This is a genomic window from Stenotrophomonas maltophilia group sp. SKK55, from assembly GCF_057179845.1.
In genome coordinates, this window is the sequence record NZ_JBXUHP010000005.1 from 172,438 (window position 1) to 195,879 (window position 23,442).

Below are 23,442 nucleotides of genomic sequence, written 5' to 3' on the forward strand. Positions count from 1 at the left end.
CCGACGATCACGTCCGGGCCGCTCATCGGCACAGCCACACCCTGTGTGGATGAGGAGGCGTAGGGCGCAGCCGCTGTGCCCTTACCAGGGAGTTGCCTGTCAGCCGATCGCTCAGGTCTCCAACGGTACCGTCGGCACCACGTTCGGGAATACCTCCTCCAACGGCTCCTGTTCCCCCGGTTGCGGCGCCGGCCAGTTGTAGGCGTTCACCGGCTGCGCGCGGTTCACCCACAACGCGTAGTACAGGTGATCGGCGCGACCGTCGCCGGTGTTGGGGTGGATCAGGATGGTCAGGCCCAGGCTGTTGAGCTGCAGCCACGGCACCAGCACCGGCAGCAGGTCGTTGGTGAAGCCGAAGTAGAAAGAGGGCGTGACGTGCGGGCCACGCGGCTCCAGGTTCCAGTTGCCCAGCTCCACCGGGAAGCGCTCGGCGGCCCAGCGCCGCAGCAGGGCTGCCTTCTCGAAGCTGTCCTCATCGAAATAGATATGGGCGTGGTAGCTCTTGATGTCGGTGTAGGCGCGCGGGGCGGTGGGCAACGTGGCCTCGCCGGGGCGCACGCTGACCGGGCGCGGGGTCGGTTCGCTGGCCGTGGCCTGGCCCCAGGGGCTGCGGCCCTTGGACGCTGGCGGAACGATGGCGCGGAAGCCAGGTCGCCCGGGTTCGGTGGTGTTCACGGCGCTGCCGACGCGCGCGGCGGCGGTGGCGGTGGACGCGCTGGCCAGGCCGCCGGCGGCCAGGCCGGCCGACGCGATCAGGCGCCGGCGGGCGGGCGAAAGCAGGTCGGCCCAGTGGGCGTCATCGTCGCCCGCGTCGATGAGGGGCTGCGGGTCCGGGTGCATGAGGGGCTCCGTGGCGGCATTGTGGGGGCAGGCGTTCACGCTCGGGCACGGCTGCCGGTGGCGTCCAATAAGCAGCCGGCATCACTTCATGCACGGCTGCCTTCGTCGCCTTGAGCGCGACCGAACGGCGGGCTAGGGTGCAGGTCTGCCGCCCCGGAGCCCGCCATGGCCTCGCCTGATGCCGACACCCTGCGCAAGCGCGCCAGCTTCCGCCAGTTGCATGCAGCGGGATGCTTCGTGCTGCCCAATCCGTGGGACGTCGGCAGTGCGCGCTATCTGCAACGGCAGGGCTTCCAGGCCTTGGCCACGACCAGTGCCGGCTGCGCCTGGAGTGAGGGGCGGCCGGACGGCGCGGTATCGCTGCAGGCCACGCTGGAGCACCTGCGACTGATGGCGGCGGCGACTCCGTTGCCATTGAATGCCGACTTCGGTGATGGTTTCGGCGCTACGCCACAGGCGGTGGAGGAGGCGGTGGCCGCGGCGCTCGATACCGGCATTGCGGCGTTGTCGATCGAGGACGCCAGCGGCCTGGCCGATGCACCACTGAGGCCCATCGAGCAGGCGGTCGAGCGACTGCGCGCGGCGCGTGCGGCCATCGACCGCGCGGGCGGCGACGTGCTGCTGGTCGGGCGAGCGGAGAACTTCTTCGTGGGCGTACCGGATCTGCAGGATACCCTGCGGCGCCTGCGTGCCTACGCCGAGGCCGGAGCCGATGTGCTGTACGCACCGGGCATCAGTACGCGCGAGCAGATCAGTGCGGTGGTCGCCGCCGCGGGCTCCAAGCCGGTGAACCTGCTGGTCGCTGGCCCCACAGTACTGAGCCTGCAGGACATCGCCGCACTTGGCGTTCGCCGGGTCAGCCTGGGCGGTGCGCTGGCGCGTGCCGCGTGGGGTGGACTGATGCAGGCGACCCAGCCGATCGTGCAGGACGGACGCTTCGATGGCCTGCAGCAGGCGGCGCCCGGGGCTGCCTTGAACGCGTTGTTCCAGTAGCCCCGCGCCCTGCATGGCGGGAAGGGCCGGCGACTACAACGCCTCGATCTCCCGCTTGGGCAGGATCACGCCGGGTTCCAGCGCTGGCAGCAGTTGGCGAAGCAGGCGCGGATTGTCCTGCAGCCCCGTGCCGTCCAGATACGTCCAGCCGGAACCGCCAATGCGGCGCACGGCCACCATGAACGTGGTGCTGCGCATCGGGGTTTCACGCACCCGTACCAGGGATTGGCGTGGCACGAAGCAGACTTCTTCCTCCCCGGCCGCATAGGTCCGGGTCGGCACACCGACGTCCTCGCTGATGACCACCACGCCGCCGCTGTGCTGCTTCTTCAACGCATCGCGGGTGATCGCCTGGAAGGCCTCATCGCCGCCGGCCAGCCGCTTGAGGCTGGGATGCGTGCGCTCGATGAGGAAGTCCGCATCCCCGCGGGCGTAGGCAGTCATCAGGGCGCGCACATCTTCGCGCAGGGCCTTCGCGTCACTGGGACTGAGTTCACCCGCGAAGGCGGATGGCAGCAACAGCGACAGCAGCAGCGTCAGTATCGTCAGGGGCAGGCGTCGATCCATGTCCGGATGTCCCACAGGGCATCGCTGCACTATACGTTGGACGCAAAAACAGCGTCCCACCGGTGGCGCTGGTTTCCCCGGAATCGTTACTTACCATTGGTAGGTATCGATTCCTGGAGATCCCCATGCACAGCCTCATTGTCATCGCCCACCCTGAGCCCGGTTCGCTGACCCACGCGATGGCGCGTCGCATCGGTGATGGCATTGCCGCGGCCGACACCGGCAACACCGTGGCCTATGCCGACCTGATGGCCGAAGGCTTCGATCCGCGCTTCAACCCGCAGGACCAGGCGTTGTTCCGCAGCACCGGCGCGGTACCCGCCGATGTCGCTGCCGAGCACGCGCGGCTGGATGCCACCGATACGCTGGTGCTGGTGTTCCCGTTGTACTGGTGGTCGTTCCCGGCGCTGCTGAAAGGCTGGATCGACCGTGTGTTCACCAACGACTGGGCCTACGCACAGGATGCGCAGGGCAGGCTGGTGAAGAAGCTGCAGCGCCTGAATGTGCATCTGGTCGGCTTGGGCGGCGCCGACGCAGCCATGGTCGAACGTCGTGGCTACGACGCGGCAATGAGGACGCAGATCGACATGGGCATCTTCGACTATTGCGGCGCACGCGTGCTGTCGTCCCACCTGCTGTTGGACGCCGATACCGGTGCCGCTCAAGCGCATCTGCAGACCGCGCTGGCGATCGGCCGTAAAATTGGTGTTCCGATGCGCTGATCGCCGTGTTCCGCCGATGCCTGCCAACGCCGCTCCCACGCGCCGCCGATTGACCCGCGAGCAACGCGCCCGGCAGTTGCTGGATGTGGCCTGGGCGCTGGTTGGCGAAGAAGGCACCGACGCGTTGACGCTGGGTCGGCTGGCCGAGGCGGCGGGCGTGACCAAGCCGGTCGCCTACGATCACTTCGTGACCCGCAACGGCCTGCTGGCCGCGCTCTACGATGACTATGACGGGCGCCAGACGGTGGTATTCCACGAGCGTATCGGCCGTGCCCGGGCGCAGCTGGCCGACCGGGCGGCGGCCATTGCCTCCGGCTACATCGACTGCATCCTCAGCCAGGGCAGTGAAGTGCAGGGCATCCTCGCCGCGCTGGTGGGCGCGCCGGAACTGCACGAAGTGCGGCGGCGTTACCAGCAGGACTTCATCGACAACTGCGATGCCTGGCTGGGTCCGTTCGCCACCGATGGCTCGGTGCCGCTGGCGGGACGCTGGGCGATCCTTGGTGCGGCTGAAACCCTGTCCGAGGGTGTGGCCGCCGGCGCGCTGGACAAGACCAACGCCGAGGCCGAGCTGCAGCGGCTGATCGTGGCGACGGTAAAGCGTCGCTGAGCCGCTTCGGGAGTCAGGCCCCGGCAGTACTGCTGGCCAGCGTGGCGAATCCTGCCGCCAGCTGATCGCGTACCAGTGCGTCGCGCGCGTCGCGGCTTTCAGAACCCAGCACCACGGTGATCAGGCGTACCGGCTGATCCCGCCCTGGCACTGCCCGGCATGCGGTGGCGGCCAGGCAGAAGCCTGCGGCCTGGGTGTAGCCGGTCTTCAAGCCATCCACGCCGTCATCGCCAAGCAGCGCATTCTGGTTGCTGCGGCTGAAGCTGCCATGCGCGAACGCGCGCTGCGCGGTGACTGCCAGGATCTGTGGATGATCGTTCAGCAGGCAGGCGGCGAGTACTGCCATGTCGCGCGCGCTGCACGCATGGTGCGGGGTGGTGATGCCGGATACGCTGGCGAACCAGGTACTGCGCAGGCCGAGCTGGCGCGCGTGCCGGTTCATGCGCTCCAGGAACGCAGGCTGCGATCCGTCCAGGTGGCGCGCGACCGCCAGCGCCGCATCATTGCCGGAGACGATCATCAACCCTTCCAGCAGGCGTGCGAGCGTGACCGTTTCGCCGGGCACCAGGCCCATGCGCGTTTCATCATCGGCCACCGCGTGCACATCCTCGGCGGCGATGGTGACCGCTGCGTCCCACGCGCCTCCGTTCTCTTCGACGCATTCGTACGCCGCATAGGCGGTCATCAGCTTGGTCAGCGAGGCCGGTTGCCGCGCGATGTCCGCGTTGTGCTGATGGACCACCGCGAAAGTTGCCGCTTCCAGGGTGATGGACGAAATCGGTAGGGGGGCGGGCGCAGCAGACGGCATGGCGGGCGGAGATGGCAGCGACAGTCAGCAAGAATAGTTCGTGCCGGCTGCACGAAGCCGCACTGCCGGAGCGCTGCAGCGTGCACGGTTGCGCCCGGGCTGAGGTGGAGGCAGCCTGCGCACATGCAATCGGATATCCGCATCGACGGTCGTGTCTTTACCTACGTCTTCCCGTGTGCGTGGGAGGACTACGCGAAGATCGGCTTTTCACGTGATCCGCTCGGACGCATCAGCGCATTGCATCGGCGCTGGTTCGAGTTCTTCGACCTCGATGCCGGTGCGCTGGTGGAAGCGGAGGGCGAGCGTGATGCACGTGATCTGGAGCTGCAGCTGCGTTCGCCGTTCAAGGCGCACTGCGCACCGGCACCGATGACGATCCAGCACAAGGCTGGGGGTCGTACTGAATGGGTACGTGGTGCCAACCAGGCCTTGTCGCTCGCAATTGCTGCGTTGGCTGAACAAGGCTATCGCTGTTACCCGCTGAAGGCATGGCTGCAGGCGGCGATGCGCCTGCGCATGGACCGGCTGCACGACTGGGCCGTGGTGCAGCTTCCGGAAGAAGAAGGCCTGCGGATTCCCGGTGGCCCCGGTGAGGGCGTGCTGCGTGACACGCTCGACGGTTGCCGGGCACTGGATATCGATCCAATGCCCTGGCTGCCTGAATACGTCCAACGCTGGTATACAGGTTGAGCCGCGTTCAACGGGTCCCCGGCTGCTGAACCGGCGTGGCCGGTTGCGCCGCGCACGCAGGGGCGGCGGTGGACGGGCTGGCCAGCTGGCGTGCCAGCTCGGTGTTGGCCACATGGCCGTGCAGGAACAACAGGCTGCCGAAGATGTTCATGAGCGTGCCTCCACTTGAGTGGATTGCACGATACGGGCAGCATGGGCGGGCAAAAAGCGACATTTCCGCAAGCATGCCTTGAGAGGAATTCAAGCCTGATGTCCCGTCCGCCCCTTCATGCCCTGCAGGGTTTCGTGGCCGCCGCGCGGCTGGGCAACCTGTCACGGGCAGCGGCGTCGATGAATCTGACCGTCAGTGCGCTCAGCCATCAGATGCGCCAGCTGGAAGAGCGGCTCGGGCAGCCACTGCTGGTCCGCCAACCGCGTGGCGTCGCCCTCACCCTGGAGGGGCAGCGCCTGCTCGACCAGGTCGGCCCGCATCTGGATGCGATCAACGAAGCCTTCCAGCCCTATGCGGCCCGCGCCGAGCACGTGCTGACGATCAGTGCGGTGCCGTCGATGGCGTCGGCGTGGCTGGTGCCGCGCCTGGGTCATTTCGTGGCTGAGCACCCACAGATCGAGATCAACCTGCAGTCGAGTGAGCGCCTGATTGATTTCGAGCGGCAGCGCCAGTTCGACGCCGCGCTGCGGCTGGGCAGCGGGCAGTGGCCGGGCCTGGTGGTTGAGCCGCTGTTCGACGAGTGGCTGCTGCCAATGGCGAGCCCGGCGCTGATCGAACGCATGGGAGGGATCGACCGGGTGCCACTGAACCAGTGGCCACTGCTGGGGGACCCCGATGGCGCGTGGGGGGCCTGGTTCGCGTTGAGCGGGCAGACCCCGCCGTCGCGCTTCGTAGCGGTGCTGGATGATTCGGAGGCACACCACCGTGCGGCGCTGGACGGGGTGGGCGTGGCGCTGGGGCGGGTGACGCGGGCGCGCTTGTTGCTGGATTCCGGCCAACTGGTTGCGCTGTCCAACCTGCGCCTGAAAACCGCCTGGCCGCATTGGCTGGTCTACCCGCAGCGTTCGGCCCGCCACCGCGGCTTTCTTGCCTTCCGCGACTGGCTGCACGCGCAGGCTGCCGAACACGTGCGGCACATGGCGGACGCTACACTCATCGCACCAGCGTGACCGCCTGCCCGGCGCGCGCGAACGCCTCCTCCAGCAGCGAGCCGGCCTTGATCGCCTCCACTTCCTCGAACAGCGCCTGCAGCGCGTCGGCGGGGCGGGATGCCGGCGCCGCCACCGCCTGCTGGATCGCGGTGAAACGGTCGGCCAGCACGCGGTGGCCGGGATGCGCCCGCGCCCATGCTTGCAGCGGCTGGCGCACGCCGGCGGCGGCATCCAGGCGCTGCAGATCGAACAGGGTGATCGCAGCCGCCGACGACTCGGCCCGTTCGATCGTGGCGTGGCGCAGTTCGCGGCTGAGAAACAGATCGTAGGCTGCACCGCGGCCCACCGTGATGCGCAGCCCCTCGCGGTCGAGGTCGGTCACCTGCTGCGCGGGACTGTCCTCGCGCACCAGATAGGTGCCTTCGATCTCCACGTACGGAGCACTGAAGGCGATGCGGTCGGCGCGTGCCGGATCGATGGCCAGGAAGGCCAGATCCCAGCCGTCTTCGCCTGCCGCAGCGACCACCGAGGCTGCGGCATCGTGACAGGTGAAGCGTGCCTGCACACCCAGGCGCTGCGCCAATGTCGCGGCCAGCTCCACCGACGGTCCGCGCGGCGAGTGCGCATCGCCCTGCGCCAGCACCGGGTTGCCCAGGTTGATCGCCACGCGCAGGAAGCCCTGCGGTGCCAGCGCACTTTGGTGATCGGCCAGGGACATGCAGGACTCCGCGAGGAAAGGGGCACCCAGCATGCCAGCACTGCCCTGCAAGGGGTGTCATGCTGCACGACTGCAGGATGGCCTACCTTCCGTTTGCCGACGAGGCCGCAGGTGTGGGCATGGACTTGGAGGTGAGCCTGGAACGTGGCCGGGATCTGCGACAGTGAAGGCAACCGGATTGCGTTGCAGGCGCGCGCGGTTCCGTAGAGCCGAGCCCATGCTCGGCTGCTGTTGACCCAGCCGCCCAAGCTCAGCCGGGCATGGGCTCGGCTCTACAAGGTCGCGGCGCGTGAGCGCTGCAGCCAGTCGTTGATCGCCGGATCGAGCCGCGGGTCTTCGGGCAACTGCATGCCAAAGCGTTGCTGCAGCACGTCGCGCACGTCGGCAACATCGTGCAGCGGACGCTTGTCCGGTGCCTGGCCGGGGCGGTACTCGGTGTAGTTGCCGCTGCCGATAGTGCGTCGCCAATGTGGCCCGGTCAGCGACGCGCGCAGCTGGCCGGGGAAGCTGGAGTCGGGATGGGTGCACACGTACCAGTTGCCCACCACGTTGTCGATCGGTGCCGGCACGTGCAGGTCGAAACGGTACATCGCCCGCCAGCCGTCACCGGATTCGGCGGACAGCACGAAGTCCCCCTCGCCAGGCAGCCGCTGCAGCAGATAGCGTTCGTGCGGCGTGGCCTGCGGCTGCGGATCATGCAGCCGCAGCGGCACGGTCGGGGTCAGGCTGCCGAAACCGGCATCCACCAGCCAGTCATCGCCATCCACCTGCACGCGCAGCAGCAGGTGGGTCCGTGCGGTCAGCTCGCCGTCCTGGGCAGCCAGCAGCACGCGCGCGCTCAATGGCTGCGCATCGAAGCCCAATGCCTGCAGCAGCGCCAGCAGGCCGCCATTGAGTTCGAAGCAGTACCCGCCACGGCGCTCGTCCAGCAGCTTGCGCTGCACGCTGTCCAGGTCGATCGGTACCGCATCGCGCAGCAGGCAGCTGAGGGTCTCGAACGGCAGCAGTGCGTTGTGGCGCTGCTGCAGCAGGGTCAGGCCGGCCAGCGTCAGCGGTGGCGGTGCATCCAGCTGCAGGCGCTGCAGGTAGCGGGGGACATCGAGCGTCGTCATGGCGGCACCGGGCGGGAGGGGAGGTCCACTGTGCTCCCCCAACCGGGGTTGAGGTCAAGGGTGCTGGTCGTGTCACGCCAGCGTCGCCTGCACCCGGTACAAAGGCCGCGTCCGCCCGTCACCGCTGGGCCAGGACGACGAAAGTTCTAAAGTTGCCTTGAATCCGGCCGATACAGGTGCGTCTTTCTGCCTGGAGTCTGTCATGTCGGCCGTTGTCTCCCACCTCCGGTCCCTGCGCACGCGGCTTGCGGCGCTGCGCCCGGCGTCCTCCGGCCTGCTGCTGTGGCTGCAACCGCATCGGCTGAGCGTAGCCAACAAGCTCAAGGCGACCTTGTGGGTCTGTGGCCTGGGACTGGTCGCAATCGCCGCCGTCTATGCCTGGACCGGGCATGCCAGCACGCAGGCTGCGCGCAGCCAGGCCAGCTACCAGCGCGGCAGTGACCTCGCCGCGCGCCTGGCCACGCGGGTGGCCGAAGCGCGCCGCCTGCAGATCCAGTATGCACGCAGTTTCGATGATGCCGACCGCGCGCAGCTGCTGGCCACGCAAAAGGCGCTGCAGGACGATCTGCAGGCGCTGCGCACGATGCCGATGGATGCCGGCCGGCGCAAGGCCCTGCAGGCGTTGACCGAAGCTGCAGGCGCGTTCTCGCAGGGTGTTGCCGCCCTGTTCGAACGGGTCGACGAGATGGGCCGTGGTGAGGCCGGCCTCGCCGCGCAGCTGCAACAGGCTGCAGACACGCTGCAGGGGCAGGTGGATGCGCAGCAGCGGGATGCGCTGGCGTTGTCCCTGCAGAAGATGCGGCGGCAGGAGGCACTGCTGCTGCTCGACGGTGATTCCACCCACGCCGACCGCGCCAGCGAAGAAAAGCTGCCGTTCGATCTCGCGCTGGCGGGCCTGCCCGCGGATGCGCAGGACACCCTGCGCACCGGAATGGAGGCGTATCAGGCCGCATTGCTGGGGTATACCGCTGCCCGTGTCGGCCTGGATGTGGAAGCGCAGTCGCTGCTGGATACCGCTGCGGGCGTAGCGCCTGCGCTGGCCGCATTCCAGCAGGCACAGGCCGCGGCACTGGCCCGTGCCCAGGCCCGCCAGCAGGCTGGTGCGCGCACGATGAGCGTGCTGTTTGCATTGACCGTGCTGCTGGTCGCCGGTGTGCTGATCACCAGCCTCGTGCTGGTGCTGCGTGCAGTGCGCCAGCCGATCCGTGACACCCTGCGCTTCGCCAGCGACATCGCCGACGACCGCCTGGACACCACCCTGCGCGTCTACAACGCCAACGACGAGATCGGCCAACTGGCCCAGCGCCTGGTCGACATGCAGCAGCGCCTGCGCGCGCGTATCGAGACCGAGCGTGCCGTGGCGCGCGGCAACACCCGGGTGCGCCAGGCATTGGACAGTGCGCAGACCGGTTTGATGGTGATCGATGCGGAAGGGCAGGTCGCCTACGCCAACCCGGCACTGCTGCAGCTGCTTGACCTGCGGAACGAGGCGCTGGTGGGCAGCGACGCGGTACGCCTGCATCCGGCGTTGGCCAGCCTGGCCGGCGTGCGCCAGCGCGAAGAGCGCGAGATCGGCCATGCCGGCACGCGTTACCAGCTGATTGCCAACCCCGTCATCGATGACGGGCAATTCCTCGGCGTAGCGGTGGAATGGCGCAGTCGAGCGCTGGAGACCCTGCTGGAAACCGAGGTCGCTGCGCTGGTCGATGCTGCAGCACACGGTGACCTGCACGGTCGCATCGCGCTGGAGGGCAAGCAGGGCTTCGTGCGCACGTTGTCGACCAGCATCAACCGCCTGCTGGCGACGTTTGAAACCAACCTCGGCGACCTGCAGGCATTGCTGGCCGCGCTGGCTCGTGGTGACCTCAGCGCGCGCATGGAGGGTGAGCTGCAGGGCGTGTTCGCGCGCATGCGCGATGATGCCAACGCGACGGTCGCGCAGCTGGGCCGCATCGTCACCCGCATCCAGCACGCCACCTCCAGTCTCGATACCGGCGTTGGCGAGATCGTTGCCGGTCATCAAGATCTGTCACAGCGCACCGAGCAGCAGGCCGCCAACCTGGAAGAGACCGCCGCTTCCATGCACGAACTGACCGATACGGTCGGTCGCAATGCTGATGCCGCAGGCCGTGCCGACGCGCTGGTCAAGGGTGCGGCAGCGGTGGCGCAGCGCGGCGGCGAGGCTGTCGGCCAGGTGGTGGCGACCATGCAGGGCATCAGCGAGGCATCGCGGCGGATCGGCGACATTACCCAGCTGATCGACGGCATCGCCTTCCAGACCAACATCCTGGCGCTGAATGCGGCGGTGGAAGCGGCGCGTGCCGGTGAGCAGGGCCGCAGTTTCGCCGTGGTGGCCGCGGAAGTGCGCCTGCTTGCACAACGCAGCGCAGAGGCGGCCAAGCAGATCAAGGGCCTGATCGAGGATTCGGTGGCGCGTGTGGGACAGGGCAACCAGCAGGCCGAACAGGCCGGCACCACGATGGGCGAAATCGTCGGCAGCGTGCAGCAGCTGGCCGAGCTGCTGGCGGGTATCCGCAGTGCGTCGCAGGACCAGCATGCCGGCATCGCACAGGTGAACCAGACCATCGTGCAGATGGAAGCCAGCACCCAACGTAACGCCAGCCTGGTGGAAGAGGCCGGTGCCTCCACGGCGCAGATGCAGGTCCAGGTGCGTGCCCTGGCCGAAGCGGTGGGCGCATTCCGTTTGCAGTCGATGCCGCAGCCGCGCGCCGCAGCGGCCTGGTCAGCCGAGCGTAGGCTCGGCGCTACATCGGCTGCAGGAACACTGTAGAGCCGAGCCCATGCTCGGCTCACACCAGCGTTCGGCGGCAGGAATCAATACACGTCGCGGCGGTAGCGCCCGTTTTCCAGCAGCGTTTCCACCGCTTCATCACCCAGCGCGGTTCGCAGCACCTGGTCCACGCCTTCGGCCATGCCCTGCAACGACCCGCAGACATGGATCACCGCACCGCGCTGCATCCAGTCGCGCAGCGTTCCGGTGGCCGCCTGCAGGCGATCCTGCACATAACCGCCGTCGCCATCGCGCGAGAACGCCAGGTCCAACCGGGCGAGATGGCCATCGGCCTGCCACGCTTCGATCTCGTCAGCGAACAGGAAATCGTGCGCACGCTGGCGTTCGCCGAACAACAGCCAGTGCCCGTGTTCGCCTGCACGGGCGGCTTCGCGCAACAGGCTGCGCAGCCCGGCGATGCCGGTGCCGTTGCCGATCAGCACCATCGGCGCGCCAATGACGCGATGGAAACCGGGATTGCGATGCACGCGGGCGACGATGCCGGCATCGATCGGCGCATGCAACGACAGCCAGCCCGAGCCCAACCCGGCTCGACCGGAGGCGTCATGCACCAGCCGCACCACCAGCTCCACCACGCCATCATCCGTGCAGGAGGCGATCGAATACTCGCGACTGGGCAGCAGCGGCAGCCCGGCCAGCCACAGGCAGGCATCCTGCACCGCCAGCGCAGCATCGGCCTCGGGCAGCTCGCGTTCACTGGCCAGCGCCAGCAGCGTGCGCGGATGGCCATCGACCAGCAGTGGCTGCAGCGGATCCAGCCCATGCGCCTTCAGCACGGCACCGGCGTGCTGGGCATTGTGGCGGGGCGCGATGTGCAGGATGTCACCCGCCTGCCACTGCACGTCGGCCGGTGCGGCAAGACGGATACGCCAGATGGCTCCGCCGACGCTGCCAGGGTTGAGGCGGTCGCGGCCGAGCAGGCGCCACTCATGCATCTGCGTAGCCGCAGGCAGCACGCTGTCATCGGTGACGATGCCGGTGAGCGCACCCAGCTCCTGCTGCCACCGGCGCAGCGCCGGGACCGAGGCGGCATCGACGTCGACGCGCTCGAACAGTGCACGCGCGCCGTTTCCGATCAACCAGCCATCGACCCGGCGGCCGAAGCCGCAGTAGTGCGGGTACTGGCGGTCACCCAGCGCGAGCAGGCCGAACTGCAGGCCCGAAAGGTCCAGCGCTTGTGCCAGCAACTGCCGCGCTGCGCGCCGGGCGGCATCGGGCGGCTCGCCGTCGCCGAAGGTGCTCAGCACGAACAGCGCGCTCGATGCACGCAGCAGGAGCGCGGCATCGATGCGCGCCAGCGGCAGCACCCGCACCGCATGGCCGGCCGCCTGCAGCTGTGCCGCCGCGCGCCACGCCAGCTGTTCGCCCAGTCCGCTCTGGCTGGCATGCACCACCAGCCACGCTGCGTTGCCGGCATCGCTGGCCGGCATCGGTAGCGCCTGGCGCAGCCCGCGCGCGGCACGCTGGCTGCGGCGGCGGTCCAGGTACAGCATCCAGCCGGTGATGAAGAACAGGCTCATGCCCAGGCTGCTGAGCATCACCACCACGCGGCCGGGCACACCGAAGTAGCTGCCCGAATGCAGCGCGAACACACTGGTGGCCAACTGTCCGCCCGCGCCCTGGCGTGCGTACGGACGGGCATCGAGAACGGCACCGCTGGCCGGATCGAGCTGCAGCAGGTCATGCGCACGATCGTGGTGGCCGCCGCGCTGCGACGGATCACCGGCCATCACCCGAACATTCAGTGCCTGTCCGGGCTTCTCCGGCAGGCGCAGGTCAATGAAGCCGGCGCGCACGCCCGGCAGCGCGTACAGCGTGGCTTCAATGCGGTGCAGGTCCAGCGACGCATCGGTGGCAACCTGGTGCTTGGCCGTCGGTGGGACGCCCAGCAGCTTGCTGGCCGCGCTGCGATACCCGTCGAACGACCACCACAGGCCGGTCAGCGCACTCATCAGGTAGATCAGCAGCACCCAGGTGCCGACTACCGAGTGCATGCTCCACAGGAAGCCGCGCCCGCTGCGTTTCCACTCCACTGCCAGCCAGCTGCGCCAGTGCCACCAGCGTCGTGGCCAGCGCAGGTAGAGGCCGGACAGGGTGAAGAACAGCAGGGCGATGGCACAGCTGCCGGTGATCCACTTGCCGCGTTCGCCCGCGGCAAGGTGGCGATGCAGGTCCTCGACGAAGTCGAAGAACGCCTGGCCGCGCAGGGCGCTGAAGCGCTCACCGCTGTACGGGTCGAAGTACACCCAGTGTTCCCTGCCACCGGCAAAGCGCGCCACCGACGGCCGCTGTCCGGTGGCATCGATACGCAGGCGTTGCAGGGGGCGTTCGCTGCCGGCCTGGAGCAGCGGCACCAGTTCACTGAGTGCAAGGGGAGGCTGCCCGTCGGCATGGTGCTCGGCGATCTCGGCAAAGCCGGGATTGGCGGCACGCAGCAGTTCGTCCTCGAAGGACAGCGTGGCGCCACTGAGGCCCATCACGGCCAGGACGGCACCTGCGGTGATGCCCAGCAGCCAGTGCAGTTGGAACAGGACGTTCTTGAACATCGAAGAAGGAGGGCCCGGGAGGCTGCCGCCCGCATCCTGCGCAACAGCAAATGAGAATTAGTCGCGGAATTCTCCGTGGCGCGTTGGCTGCGGTCAAGCCGTTGGACAGAGGCCGGGCTGTGCCTGGCCTCTGCCCCCGTCGCGGTGTACTTGGACGCAGGGACGCAGCCTTCCCTGGCTGTCGTCCCGGGTCTTCACGCAGGGCTCAGAACTTCCAGCCTACCCGCGCGTAATAGAAGCCGCCGTTGAATCCATAGGGCGAGTGCACGGGGTACTGCGCGCCGGCCACCCCGCTCCAGGGGTTGTCGGCCGGCGTGCGGTCGAACAGGTTCTGCGCGCCGAGGCTGAAATACAGGCCCGAATCGAACTTCCAGCCCACCTCTGCATCCACGATCAGCGCGCTGCCGCCGTAGATCGGCAGGCCCCCGTCCTCGGCGGAGATCACGCCGCTGTCCAGATGGTCTTCGTACCAGCTGCTGTAGTAATTGAAGCGCAGGTTGGCATGGAAGATCTGCCGCTGGTGGTGGATGCTGAAGTAGCCCTTGGTCCTGGGCAGCGATTTCTCCAGCTTGTAGACGCGGGCTTCGTCGATGAAGTCGGTGTCGTAGCGATCCACCCTGGTGCGGTTCCAGTTGGCGGCAAGCGAGTAGGTGGTTACCCCGCCGAAGTGATCGCTCTTGAAGCTGGTCACCAGATCCACGCCGGTCGTGGTGGTATCGAAGGCGTTGCCGAAGTAGGTCACCTGCGAAATGGAGGCGGCCTCCGCATTGCCGCCGGCCACCAGCGCCGCGCGCTCTTCCGGGGTGACCGCAAAGCTGGTGCTCAACGCGATGCGGTCTTCCACCTTGATCTGGTAGCCGTCCAGGGTGATCAGCCAGTCGCCCGCGGTCCACACCGCTCCCAGTGACACATTCCTGGACTCTTCCGGACTGAGCGGCTGGGCGCCCTTCAGTTGCGCGATCGGGTTGGTGGGCGGAAGCGTGGCAATGTCCTCCAGCGCGGTGCCGCCGAACACGGTGCTGATCTGGCTGACGTTGGCTTGGCCGGGAGTCGGTGCGCGGAAGCCGGTGTTGTAGGCACCGCGCAGGGCGAAGTGCTCGTTGAAGTCGAAACGCGCGGTGAACTTGCCGGTAGTGGTGCTGCCGAACGAATCGTAGTCCTCGTAGCGCAGCGCACCGGCCAGCAGCAGCTTGTCGGTGAGCTGGGCTTCCAGGTCGGCATAGGCCGCCCAGTTGCGGCGATCAAAGGTGCCGGCGGTGCGCGTGCTGAAACCATTGAAACCGTTGGAGCCAAGCGCGAAGCCCTGTTCGGTCAGCGGGCCGATGGCGGTGGATGGGCCATCACCGGGGCTGATCCTGAAGCTCTCCTCGCGCCATTCGGCGCCCATCGCCAGGCGCAGCGGCTGGCTGCTGAAGCTGGCCGGTATGTCCCGGCTTACGTCCACGTTGAGGTTCTTTTCGGTCTGGGTGTTACCGCCGGGTCGGAACAGCAACCCGGCCGGCTGGTCAGGCCCGAGCGACGCGTTGACGGTGTTGTAGATGGTGAATTCAATATCGTTGCGGCCCCAGGAGCCGCTTACGTCCCAGTACCACTGGCCCCACGTGCCCTTGGCGCCAGCGAACACCGAAGCGTCCTCCAGTTCGCCGCCGAAGCGTGGGGTGAAGCCACCGGGCAGACTGGAGAGGAAGGTGAAGCAGTTGGCCGGCAGCGCACCCACGGCGCCACTTACGGTGCTGTAGGGCAGCAGGCTGCCGGCGCCGTCGCGCAGGGCGATGGAAGGGCAGCTGCCCACGCCGGTCAGGTTGCCCACCAGCAGCGTCTCCCCCCCATCATTGGAGTACACGCCCGAACGCGCGGTGGGGTCGCGGTAGTAGAACCCGCCGTCCACCTTGCGCTTGGCATAGTTGCCGAACAGGTAGAACTCCACGTTTTCGGTGTTGTAGCCGAGGTTGGCGACCAGCTTGAGGTCGTCGTCCACCTTCGGCGATCCCCAGATCTGCGCCGGGTCGTTCACCCCGGGGTAGCCGGCCGCCGCCACCGCGGCGGCATCATCGCGCTGCACGCTGCGCGAAGTGTCGTCGGCCTTGCGCCACTCAGCCGTCAGGGTGGCGAAACCGTGCTCGGTCAGCGGAAGGCCGATCTGCGCCGAGTACTGGGTGGTAAGCCCGTCGCCCTTGTAGTACTGCCCGGCGAAGACCTCGGCAGTACCGCCTTCGCGCAGCTTCTTCAGGCCGAAGTTGAGCACGCCGGCGATGGCGTCCGATCCATACTGCGCGGCGGCACCGTCGCGCAGGACGTCGACCTGCTCCAGTGCCAGTGACGGGAACACCGAAAGGTCAGGGCCCTGCGCACCATCGGAGAGGCCATGGCCGAGGAAGGTGATCACCGCCGAGCGGTGGAAACGCTTGCCGTTGACCAGCAGCAGGGTGTTGTCCGGCGGCAGGCCACGCAGGTTGGCCGGACGCACCAGGCTGGCCGCATCGTCGATGGGAATCGTGCTGACGTTGAAGGAAGGCACCAGCACCTTGAGCTGGTCGAGGGCGTCGGTCGCGCCCTGGTTGCGGAACTCTTCACCGCTGATGATGTCGATCGGCACCGCCGACGACGACACCGTGCGCGGTTTGGTGCGGCTGCCCAGCACCGAAACGGTATCCAGGGTGGTGGCCGCGTCGGGCGTCGTCGATGTGCTGCTGTCCTGCGCCCATGCAGCGGGGCTGGTGGACAGCAGCGCGGTGGCGAGGGCCACCATTACTGCGGATGCCAAGGGCGTGATTGCGTCTGGAGCCCGAACACTTCTGCGAATTCCGTGTTTCATGCATGCACCCTGCAGTCGATTTGAGTGGTTTGTCGGTCAGTGGTTCATCCTGTTGGTTCTCCTTGCAGCCAGGGCCCTGGTCGCTAAACGTAGAATTAACAGAACGTAAACCGTACCGCAACGGATCTTTCGATTTAAGGTGCAAACTCGCGGAATGGATCGCAGAACAGTCTCATATGTATGCTGAAAGCACGTAGTATGTGCTTCAGGCAACCATCAGGAATGTCCCGTGTCTACGCTCATTGCCGATCCCGTTGCACAGGTCCGCGCCTTCAACCGCTTCTACACCCGCAGGATCGCCGTGCTCGAGGAGCGGTTGCTGCACAGCGACTTCACCCTCACCGAAGCGCGGGTGCTGTTCGAACTGGCGACGGGCCAGGGCATCACAGCTGCGCAGCTGGGCCATCAGCTGGACCTCAACGCGGGCTACCTCAGCCGGTTGTTGAGCGGGCTGCAGGCGCGCGGTCTGGTTCAACGCGAGCCATCGGTGATGGACGCGCGCGCGAACCGGCTGGTGTTGACCGAGGCGGGCCGCGCCGCCTTCGCACAGCTGGATGCAGCGTCCAGCGAAAGCATCGGTGCCATGCTGGGAGGCATCAGTGAAGCGGGATGCCAGCGCCTTCTGGAGGCGATGGGACACATCCAGGCGCTGCTGGGAGGTGCATCGTCGGGTTGCGTGCTACGCGATCCCCGTCCCGGCGACATGGGCTGGGTGATCCAGAAGCACGGCGCGCTGTATGCACGCGAATTCGGGTGGAACGCGGAGTTTGAAGCGCTGGTGGCCGACATCGTCACCCGCTACCTGCGCGAGCATGACCCGCAGACCGAGCGCTGCTGGATCGCCGAACTGGATGGCACCGCGGTGGGCTCGGTGTTCGTGGTCCGGCACGACGCGCACAATGCCAAGCTGCGGCTGCTGCACGTCGATGCCAGTGCGCGCAGGCGGGGCATCGGGCAGCGGCTGGTGGAGGAGGCGATGAGTTTCGCGCGCGCGGTGGGCTACAAGCGCATGGTGCTGTGGACCAATGCCGCGCTCACCGACGCGCGCGGCCTGTACGAACGGGCCGGTTTCGAGTTGATAGCAGAGCAGAACGAACAGCTGTTCGGCCAGCCGCAGGTGTCCCAGCTGTGGGCGCGCCCGCTGGTCTGATGCGATCGGCCGCAGCGCATGCTGCCTGGACCCGCATGCTGCCGGCGCAGGACGTTCTCCAGCAGGTTGTTGAGTGGCACCTGCACCGCCGACGCAGGCCTATGGGGCGGCCCATGCCTCGATCTCTCCGCGGGCGAACGGTCCCAGCTTCGCTTTTACCATTCGCCCCCGCGCATCGAACAACACGCTGTAGGGCAGCAGGCCTTGCGCGTTGCCGAGCTGCACGCTGGCATCGCGCGGGCCCGGTGTCTCGATCACGATCGGGTAGTCCACCGGCACCTGCTGCAGGAAACCGCGCACGTCGTCCGTAGTGTCCAGCGCCAGACCCAGCACCTGCACACCGTTGTCGCCCTGGGCATCGGCGAAGCGCGCCAGTTCGGGCATCTCTTCCACGCAGGGCGCACACCAGCTGGCCCAGACGTTGATCAGCAGCGGCCGGCCGGCGAAGCGATCGCGCAGGACCAATGGCTGACCCGCCAGGTCCGGCAGTGTCAGCGCGGGCAACTGATCGCCCACCTGCAGCGTGGGCTTCATGGCCGTCGCCCTGGAAGCCGTCGCTGGCGCGGCAGGTGATGATGGAGCGGGGGCCAGCCGATGCCCGGCCCACAGGCCGAGGCCGGCGGCCAGCACCGCTGTCCACAGCAGCGCTGGCCGTTGCCACTTCATCGTGCGGTGCGCAGCAGCGCTTCCTCGACCACCGCCTGGGTCAGCAGGGTCGGCAGCACGGTCGGCGGCGCGCCGGGGCCGTACACCACGTACAGCGGTACGCCCACCGCCTTGTGCTCTTCCAGGAACGTGGTGATCTGCGGGTCGACGTTGGTGTAGTCACCGCGCATGTACACCGCATTGGTGCGCTTGAGCAGTTCCTTGAACTCCGGCCGTGACAGCACCGCACGTTCGTTGGCCTTGCAGCTCACGCACCAGTCGGCGGTCATGTTGACGAACACCACGCGGTTGTCGGCGCGCAGGCGGTCCAGCAGCTGCGGCGAATACTCGACCACGTTGTCGCTGGCGGCCTGTGCGGCCCTCGCCGGCGGTGCCAGCTGGGTCACGCCCCAGGCCGGAACCAGCGCACCGATCGCCAGCAGCACGCCGAGCAGGGTCCCCGCACGCGAGCCGGTCCAGCGGTTGCGTTCAAACAGCCACAGGCCGAACGCGAACAGCAGCAGGCCGCCCAGCACCAGCGCCATGCCGTCCACGCCGCGCTGCTTGCCCAGCACCCACAGCAGCCACAGCGCAGTGGCGTACATCGGGAAGGCCAGCACGTGCTTGAGCGTTTCCATCCACGGGCCGGGCTTGGGCAGGCGGCGTGCCAGCGCTGGCACGAAGCCGATCAGCAGGAACGGCAGCGCCAGGCCCAGGCCGAGGAACAGGAACACGGTCATCGCCTTCAGCGGCGGGGCAATGAAGGCGTAGGCGATCGCACCGCCCATGAACGGGCCGACGCAGGCACTGCCGACCACGCAGGCCAGCGCACCGGTGAAGAAGTCACCGGCCGGGCCGCTGCGGCTGGCCAGCGACTGGCCAAGGTTGCCGATGCCGCCGCCGAGGGTGAACACGCCGGACAGGCTCAGGCCCACCGCGAACATGATGTAGGCCAGTGCCGCCACAACGCCCGGGTGCTGCAACTGGAAGCCGATGCCGACGGCGTTGCCGATCGCGCGCAGGCTGACCATCAATGCGCCGATCACGGCGAACGCGACCAGCACGCCCAACGTGTACCAGAGCGCGTGGCTGCGGGCGCGCTGCGGGCTTTCGCCGCTCTGCGCCAGGCTCAGCACCTTCAGCGACAGGATCGGCAGCACGCAGGGCATCAGGTTCAGCACCAGTCCACCGGCCAGCGCCAGCAGCAGCACCCAGACGAACGAACGGTCCGGGTTCGGGGTGGTCGCCGGCGGACGCGTGCGCAGCGCATTGTCACCACGCGCGTCGGTGGCGAACGCGTTGCCTGCGCCCTGGCCGCCCGTGGCGGCGGGAGTGGCGTTGCCGTCGTTGGGTACGGTCGGCAGCAGGCGCAGCGGTACGCCATTGGCGGATTCACGCGGCGCACCGGCAGCGCGCGGCGCATTGACGGCTTCCTCGCGCACTGGCGCCTGGCCGGTGCCGGCGTTGAGCTTGCCGGCCGGAATCGACAGCTTCACCCGACGGGTCATCGGCGGGTAGCAGATACCATCGGTCTGGCAGCCCTGGAAGGTCACCACCAGGGTGCTGTCGACCGCATCAGTGACGGTGCGGCGCAGCGGCAGCGGCACTTCCACCTGGTTGAAGTACACCGAGACATCGCCGAAGTGCTCGTCGCGATGCGACTGAGCGGCCGGCCAGCGCGGCTTGTCGGCGAGCACGCCGGCGCTGCCTTCCAGCTTCAGCGAAGTGCGGTCGCGGTACAGGTAGTAGCCGGGTGCCGGGCTGAAGCGCAGCAGCAGGGTGTTGCCGTCGCTGGCGATGGCATCGAAGCCGAACGCCTGTTCCGACGGCAGCGGCAGCGCCTGGCTGTTGTTGGCCGCGCCCGGCAGGCGCAGGCCACCGCTGTTGCCGGCACCGGCCAGCGGGTTGTTGAACGGACTGGCGGCACCGGTACGCGCGGCAGGCACCGCCGCCGCCGCGCCGGTACCCGGGAGGGTGACCTGCACCACGCGCTTCTGCGGCGGGTAGCAGACGCCGGCATCGGCGCAGCCCTGGTAGCGTACTTCCAGGCTGATGGTGCCGGCGGCGCCCGTCGGCGTGCCGGGCAGGGTGGCCTGCAGGCGCTCCCGATAGGTTTCGACCTCGCCGAAGAAGTCATCGTGGTGCCTGTCACCCTTGGGCATCTGCAGCGTGCCGGCATTGAATGCCGGATCCGCCTTGACGCTGGTGCGGTGGCGATACAGGTAGTAGCCCGGTGCGATCTTGAACTGCAGTTGCACCTGGCCCCGTTCGGGGGCAGTGGCGGTCAGCGCGAACGCCTGGTCCACCGGCAGCAGGTCCTTCTCATCCAGGGCCAAGGCCGGCAGCGAGAGCCACAACAGGGCGCACAAGGCGGCGCCACGCGCAAACAGAGTCTTCAATCAGTGTCCTCCCGGGTCTGTGCCCGGATCCAGTCCAGATACGCCGGCAGGCCGGCCCGGGTTTCGACCGCGATGCATTCCGGGAGTTCATACGGATGCAGTTCGACGATCCGGGCGATTGCGTCATCGACGCGGCTCGCGGTGGTCTTTACCAGCAGCTGCAGCTCGGCATCGGTGGTCACCTCGCCCTGCCAGCGGTAGGTGGACTGCGCGCCATCAAGGCGGGTCACGCACGCGGCCAGGCGCTCGCCGACCAGCGCGTGCGCGATGCGCTCGGCACTGGCCCGGTCCGGGCAGGTGGTCAACAGCAGCAGGACGGGATCGACGGTCGGCATGACCGCCGAGTATAGGGCCGCCGCCGGGTCAGGGCCCGGCGGCGGCAGTGGACCGCTGCGTTGCGCGGTCAGTTGGCCAGCTGGCAGGTGGCTGGCTTGGCCGAGGTGAACAGGGCCGGGGTCGCCCACTCGGGGTGGTCGATGAACGGGTTGCGATTGCCCTGGAAGCTGTAGACCACGTCATTGCGGGCACGCTCGGCATCATCCGGCGGATCGGACAGGTGCCAGTCGATCAGCGTCGACAGCAGGCCCATGTAGGCCGGCGAACTGCTGGTCTTGACGATCTTGCTGCGGTCATCGGTCAGCTCCAGGTCCGGCTCGGACTGACCGGTGGCCGCATCCTTGCCACCCTCATAGCGGATCGCCATGTACATCACCGCACGCGCCATGTCGCCCTTGCGCTTGCCCCACACCTCGAAGGTGCCGGTGTTGCCGTCCGGCGTGCGCACCCAGTTGGAATTGCCCGGGTAGCCGCCGCTGCCGCCGCCCTGGCCGTTGTTGGCTTCGGTGGCACGCTCGCCGCAGCTGGCATCGCACTTGGCGAACGGCTTGTTGCCACGGTCGGCGTTCCACTGCGCGTCGGTCAGGTACAGCATGTGGGTGTCGGTGTACGGCGCGTAGGGCAGGCCCTTGTCACCGGTGGTGGTGGCAAAGCCCAGCGAGTTCGGCCAGGTGTGCTCGCGGTTGTAGGTCAGGCCGCTGCCGGTGCCCGCACGATCACTGACCTTGGCGTAGCTGCGGTTGCGGTAGGCATCGAGGATGCGGTTCGGGTTGTTCGGATCCTCGTCGGCGATTTCCAGGATGGTCCAGGTGCTGGTGCCCGAGCCGCTGTATGGGTAGGCGGTATGGCCCTTGATGGTGGCGTGCAGCGAGCAGCGCAGCTGGCTGGGGCTGCTGGTGTTGACCCTGGAGTAGTAGCCGGCCGGCACGCCCGGGTTGCCTGGGTCCGGATTGCCGCCGGTGCTGGCCACGGTGAAGGCGATGCGGCTGTCGGCGGCCGGATGCGCGCCCTGCAGGTCGGTGATGCGCGCGGCGCGGATGTCGAAGCGGCAGGCTTCACCGGCCACCAGCGCGGTATTGGTGGACAGCTTCACGCTGCGGCCGCTGGTCGGGAAGGTCAGCGGAACGCTGCCGGAGGTGCCGCAGCTCAGGGCGAAGGCGCCACTGGCCAGGTTCACCGTCTCGCTGAACACCACTTCCAGGTCGGCGGCAGCGGGGAAGGTGCTGCTGCCCTGCGCCGGGGTGGTGGTGGACACTGACGGCGGCGTGTTGGGGCCTGGCGTGCCACCGCCGCTGAAGGTCTGGCCGTTGTTGCAGCTGCCGAACGTCTGCCCGGCCGATTCGGCCCAGGTGAAGTGGGCGTACTGGCTGCCGCTGCCGGTCAGCTGCAGTGACGTACCCGGCGCGGTGCTGTTGCTTTCGGCCACCGGGATGTTCTGGCTGGTCATGCCGGCGGCAGGGCCACCGGAGGCGGTGATGGCGCCCTCGTAGCTGAGGAACTGGACCACCTTGCCGCTGGCATCGACCAGGGCGATGCCGTCGTTCGGACCATTCTGGAGGCCGTTGGTCGGGTAGTTGACCACGGCGATGGTGGCGCTGCCGCAGCCGGCGGCGGTGCCGGCCGGGACCGGATTGTTGGCGTAGACGGTGGCGGCCGACGGGTTGCTGCCGTTGTAGAGGTACAGGCGGTAACCGGACAGGTCCTCACCGGCAGTGGCTACGACCTCGATCGCTTCGCCGACGTCACCGGCGGCGGTGCTGTCGTCGTAGTGCAGTTCATTGATGAAGACCTCGGCCTGGACCGGCGCGGCGGCCAGCGCCAGCAGGCAGGCGGCGGCAAGCGGGGACAGCAATCGCATCGACTACTCCTTGTGATTGGGAATGCCTGACCGAGCCTAAGGCCGATCCAGTGACACTTTGTCGTAAATGAACGTCAGATATCTGACAGTGCGACGCTTGTCACCGAAATTGATCTGGACCGACACCCTGGCCGAGGCGCGCGGGCGAAAAAATTTTTTCATTCCGCCCTTGAAAGGGGGCGGCAGGGCTCCATCTCTGCCCTGCTCCCGACGTTGTCGGGTTTCTTCACGTGCGGTTCTGGCACTCGCCTGGGGTGAGTGCTAACATCGCCGGACTTTTTTAGACCAATCAATCACTTAAGAGGTCTCCTATGAGCATCAAGCCGCTGCACGACCGCGTTGTGGTCAAGCCGATCGAAGCCGACGAAATCTCCGCCGGTGGCATCGTCATCCCCGACTCGGCCAAGGAAAAGTCCACCAAGGGTGAGGTCGTGGCCGTCGGCCCGGGCAAGCCGCTGGACAACGGCAACGTGCGCGCGCCGTCGCTGAAGGTCGGCGACAAGGTCATCTACGGCCAGTACGCCGGCAGCTCGTACAAGAGCGAAGGCGTCGAATACAAGGTCCTGCGCGAAGACGACGTGCTCGCCGTCATCGGCTGAGCCCCGGCGCGACCTGTTTCAACCTGATCCCAAACTCCCAGCCGCCGGGCATCGTCCGGCGCTACCAATGAGGTAAATG

General features: G+C 67.8%; 20 protein-coding genes. 8 read left to right on the forward strand and 12 right to left on the reverse strand.

Annotated elements, in window-relative coordinates; genetic code table 11:
- Positions 1-111: 111 nt before the first annotated feature.
- The gene (locus tag AC2A1N_RS03810; RefSeq protein ID WP_061478162.1) at positions 112-840 is read right to left on the reverse strand and encodes a DOPA 4,5-dioxygenase family protein; all 729 of its coding nucleotides are present in this window, start codon (positions 838-840) and stop codon (positions 112-114) included.
- A gap of 165 nt (positions 841-1,005) precedes the next feature.
- Between AC2A1N_RS03810 and AC2A1N_RS03815 the strand changes: the two genes are divergently transcribed.
- On the forward strand, positions 1,006-1,833 hold the full coding sequence (locus tag AC2A1N_RS03815; protein ID WP_154351498.1) for an isocitrate lyase/PEP mutase family protein: 828 nt from the start codon (positions 1,006-1,008) through the stop codon (positions 1,831-1,833).
- A gap of 33 nt (positions 1,834-1,866) precedes the next feature.
- Here the strand turns inward: AC2A1N_RS03815 and AC2A1N_RS03820 are convergent, their stop codons facing one another.
- Positions 1,867-2,400: a hypothetical protein gene (locus AC2A1N_RS03820; RefSeq protein WP_005419691.1), complete on the reverse strand. Its 534-nt coding sequence runs from the start codon at positions 2,398-2,400 to the stop codon at positions 1,867-1,869.
- Positions 2,401-2,525: 125 nt separating this feature from the next.
- Here AC2A1N_RS03820 and AC2A1N_RS03825 point away from each other — a divergent pair, with 125 nt between their 5' ends.
- Entirely contained in the window at positions 2,526-3,122 is a 597-nt protein-coding gene (locus tag AC2A1N_RS03825) for an NAD(P)H-dependent oxidoreductase (protein WP_154351497.1), read from the forward strand.
- 16 nt (positions 3,123-3,138) lie between these two features.
- Positions 3,139-3,732 (forward strand): TetR/AcrR family transcriptional regulator, encoded by a 594-nt coding sequence (locus AC2A1N_RS03830; RefSeq protein WP_024958370.1) that lies wholly within the window; start codon positions 3,139-3,141, stop codon positions 3,730-3,732.
- 13 nt (positions 3,733-3,745) lie between these two features.
- Here the strand turns inward: AC2A1N_RS03830 and AC2A1N_RS03835 are convergent, their stop codons facing one another.
- The gene (locus AC2A1N_RS03835) at positions 3,746-4,540 is read right to left on the reverse strand and encodes a D-alanyl-D-alanine carboxypeptidase family protein (protein WP_242889931.1); all 795 of its coding nucleotides are present in this window, start codon (positions 4,538-4,540) and stop codon (positions 3,746-3,748) included.
- Between the two features lie 123 nt (positions 4,541-4,663).
- On the opposite strand from AC2A1N_RS03835, the gene AC2A1N_RS03840 reads away from it, so the two are divergent.
- Positions 4,664-5,230 (forward strand): GIY-YIG nuclease family protein, encoded by a 567-nt coding sequence (locus AC2A1N_RS03840; protein WP_242889933.1) that lies wholly within the window; start codon positions 4,664-4,666, stop codon positions 5,228-5,230.
- Positions 5,231-5,237: 7 nt separating this feature from the next.
- On the opposite strand, the gene AC2A1N_RS03845 is transcribed toward AC2A1N_RS03840, so the two are convergent.
- Positions 5,238-5,381, reverse strand: coding sequence for a hypothetical protein (locus AC2A1N_RS03845; RefSeq protein ID WP_181357937.1), 144 nt, complete (start codon positions 5,379-5,381; stop codon positions 5,238-5,240).
- Positions 5,382-5,479: 98 nt separating this feature from the next.
- On the opposite strand from AC2A1N_RS03845, the gene AC2A1N_RS03850 reads away from it, so the two are divergent.
- A complete protein-coding gene (locus AC2A1N_RS03850) occupies positions 5,480-6,391 on the forward strand; it encodes a LysR substrate-binding domain-containing protein (protein ID WP_032954576.1) in 912 nt (303 codons plus the stop codon).
- Here the strand turns inward: AC2A1N_RS03850 and AC2A1N_RS03855 are convergent.
- Entirely contained in the window at positions 6,375-7,091 is a 717-nt protein-coding gene (locus AC2A1N_RS03855; RefSeq protein WP_242889935.1) for an ABC transporter substrate-binding protein, read from the reverse strand. The two genes, AC2A1N_RS03850 and AC2A1N_RS03855, sit on opposite strands and share 17 nt — an antisense overlap.
- Positions 7,092-7,363: 272 nt before the next feature.
- Positions 7,364-8,203 (reverse strand): arylamine N-acetyltransferase family protein, encoded by an 840-nt coding sequence (locus AC2A1N_RS03860; RefSeq protein WP_242889937.1) that lies wholly within the window; start codon positions 8,201-8,203, stop codon positions 7,364-7,366.
- 202 nt (positions 8,204-8,405) lie between these two features.
- Here AC2A1N_RS03860 and AC2A1N_RS03865 point away from each other — a divergent pair, with 202 nt between their 5' ends.
- A complete protein-coding gene (locus tag AC2A1N_RS03865; protein ID WP_242889939.1) occupies positions 8,406-10,994 on the forward strand; it encodes a methyl-accepting chemotaxis protein in 2,589 nt (862 codons plus the stop codon).
- Positions 10,995-11,038: 44 nt separating this feature from the next.
- Here the strand turns inward: AC2A1N_RS03865 and AC2A1N_RS03870 are convergent, their stop codons facing one another.
- Together AC2A1N_RS03870 and AC2A1N_RS03875 are read right to left on the reverse strand one after the other, a co-directional pair.
- A complete protein-coding gene (locus tag AC2A1N_RS03870) occupies positions 11,039-13,561 on the reverse strand; it encodes a PepSY domain-containing protein (protein ID WP_154351491.1) in 2,523 nt (840 codons plus the stop codon).
- Between the two features lie 205 nt (positions 13,562-13,766).
- Complete coding sequence (locus tag AC2A1N_RS03875) at positions 13,767-16,325, reverse strand: TonB-dependent receptor plug domain-containing protein (protein ID WP_241776733.1); 2,559 nt, start codon at positions 16,323-16,325, stop codon at positions 13,767-13,769.
- Positions 16,326-16,605: 280 nt separating this feature from the next.
- On the opposite strand from AC2A1N_RS03875, the gene AC2A1N_RS03880 reads away from it, so the two are divergent.
- Positions 16,606-17,526 carry a bifunctional helix-turn-helix transcriptional regulator/GNAT family N-acetyltransferase gene (locus tag AC2A1N_RS03880; RefSeq protein ID WP_242889941.1) on the forward strand — a complete coding sequence of 307 codons (921 nt, stop codon included), beginning with the start codon at positions 16,606-16,608 and terminating at the stop codon, positions 17,524-17,526.
- A 99-nt stretch (positions 17,527-17,625) separates the two neighbouring features.
- On the opposite strand, the gene AC2A1N_RS03885 is transcribed toward AC2A1N_RS03880, so the two are convergent.
- The 4 genes from AC2A1N_RS03885 to AC2A1N_RS03900 form a co-directional block, all read right to left on the reverse strand.
- Positions 17,626-18,192 carry a TlpA family protein disulfide reductase gene (locus AC2A1N_RS03885; RefSeq protein WP_242889943.1) on the reverse strand — a complete coding sequence of 189 codons (567 nt, stop codon included), beginning with the start codon at positions 18,190-18,192 and terminating at the stop codon, positions 17,626-17,628.
- Positions 18,189-20,570: a protein-disulfide reductase DsbD family protein gene (locus AC2A1N_RS03890; RefSeq protein ID WP_242889945.1), complete on the reverse strand. Its 2,382-nt coding sequence runs from the start codon at positions 20,568-20,570 to the stop codon at positions 18,189-18,191. Before AC2A1N_RS03890 ends, AC2A1N_RS03885 begins: the two co-directional genes overlap by 4 nt.
- Entirely contained in the window at positions 20,567-20,905 is a 339-nt protein-coding gene (gene cutA, locus AC2A1N_RS03895; protein ID WP_005419675.1) for a divalent-cation tolerance protein CutA, read from the reverse strand. The genes AC2A1N_RS03890 and cutA overlap by 4 nt, the downstream gene beginning before the upstream one ends.
- A 68-nt stretch (positions 20,906-20,973) precedes the next feature.
- The gene (locus tag AC2A1N_RS03900; RefSeq protein WP_242889948.1) at positions 20,974-22,764 is read right to left on the reverse strand and encodes an endonuclease; all 1,791 of its coding nucleotides are present in this window, start codon (positions 22,762-22,764) and stop codon (positions 20,974-20,976) included.
- A 311-nt stretch (positions 22,765-23,075) separates the two neighbouring features.
- Here AC2A1N_RS03900 and AC2A1N_RS03905 point away from each other — a divergent pair, with 311 nt between their 5' ends.
- Entirely contained in the window at positions 23,076-23,363 is a 288-nt protein-coding gene (locus tag AC2A1N_RS03905) for a co-chaperone GroES (protein WP_005411227.1), read from the forward strand.
- Positions 23,364-23,442 lie beyond the last annotated feature (79 nt).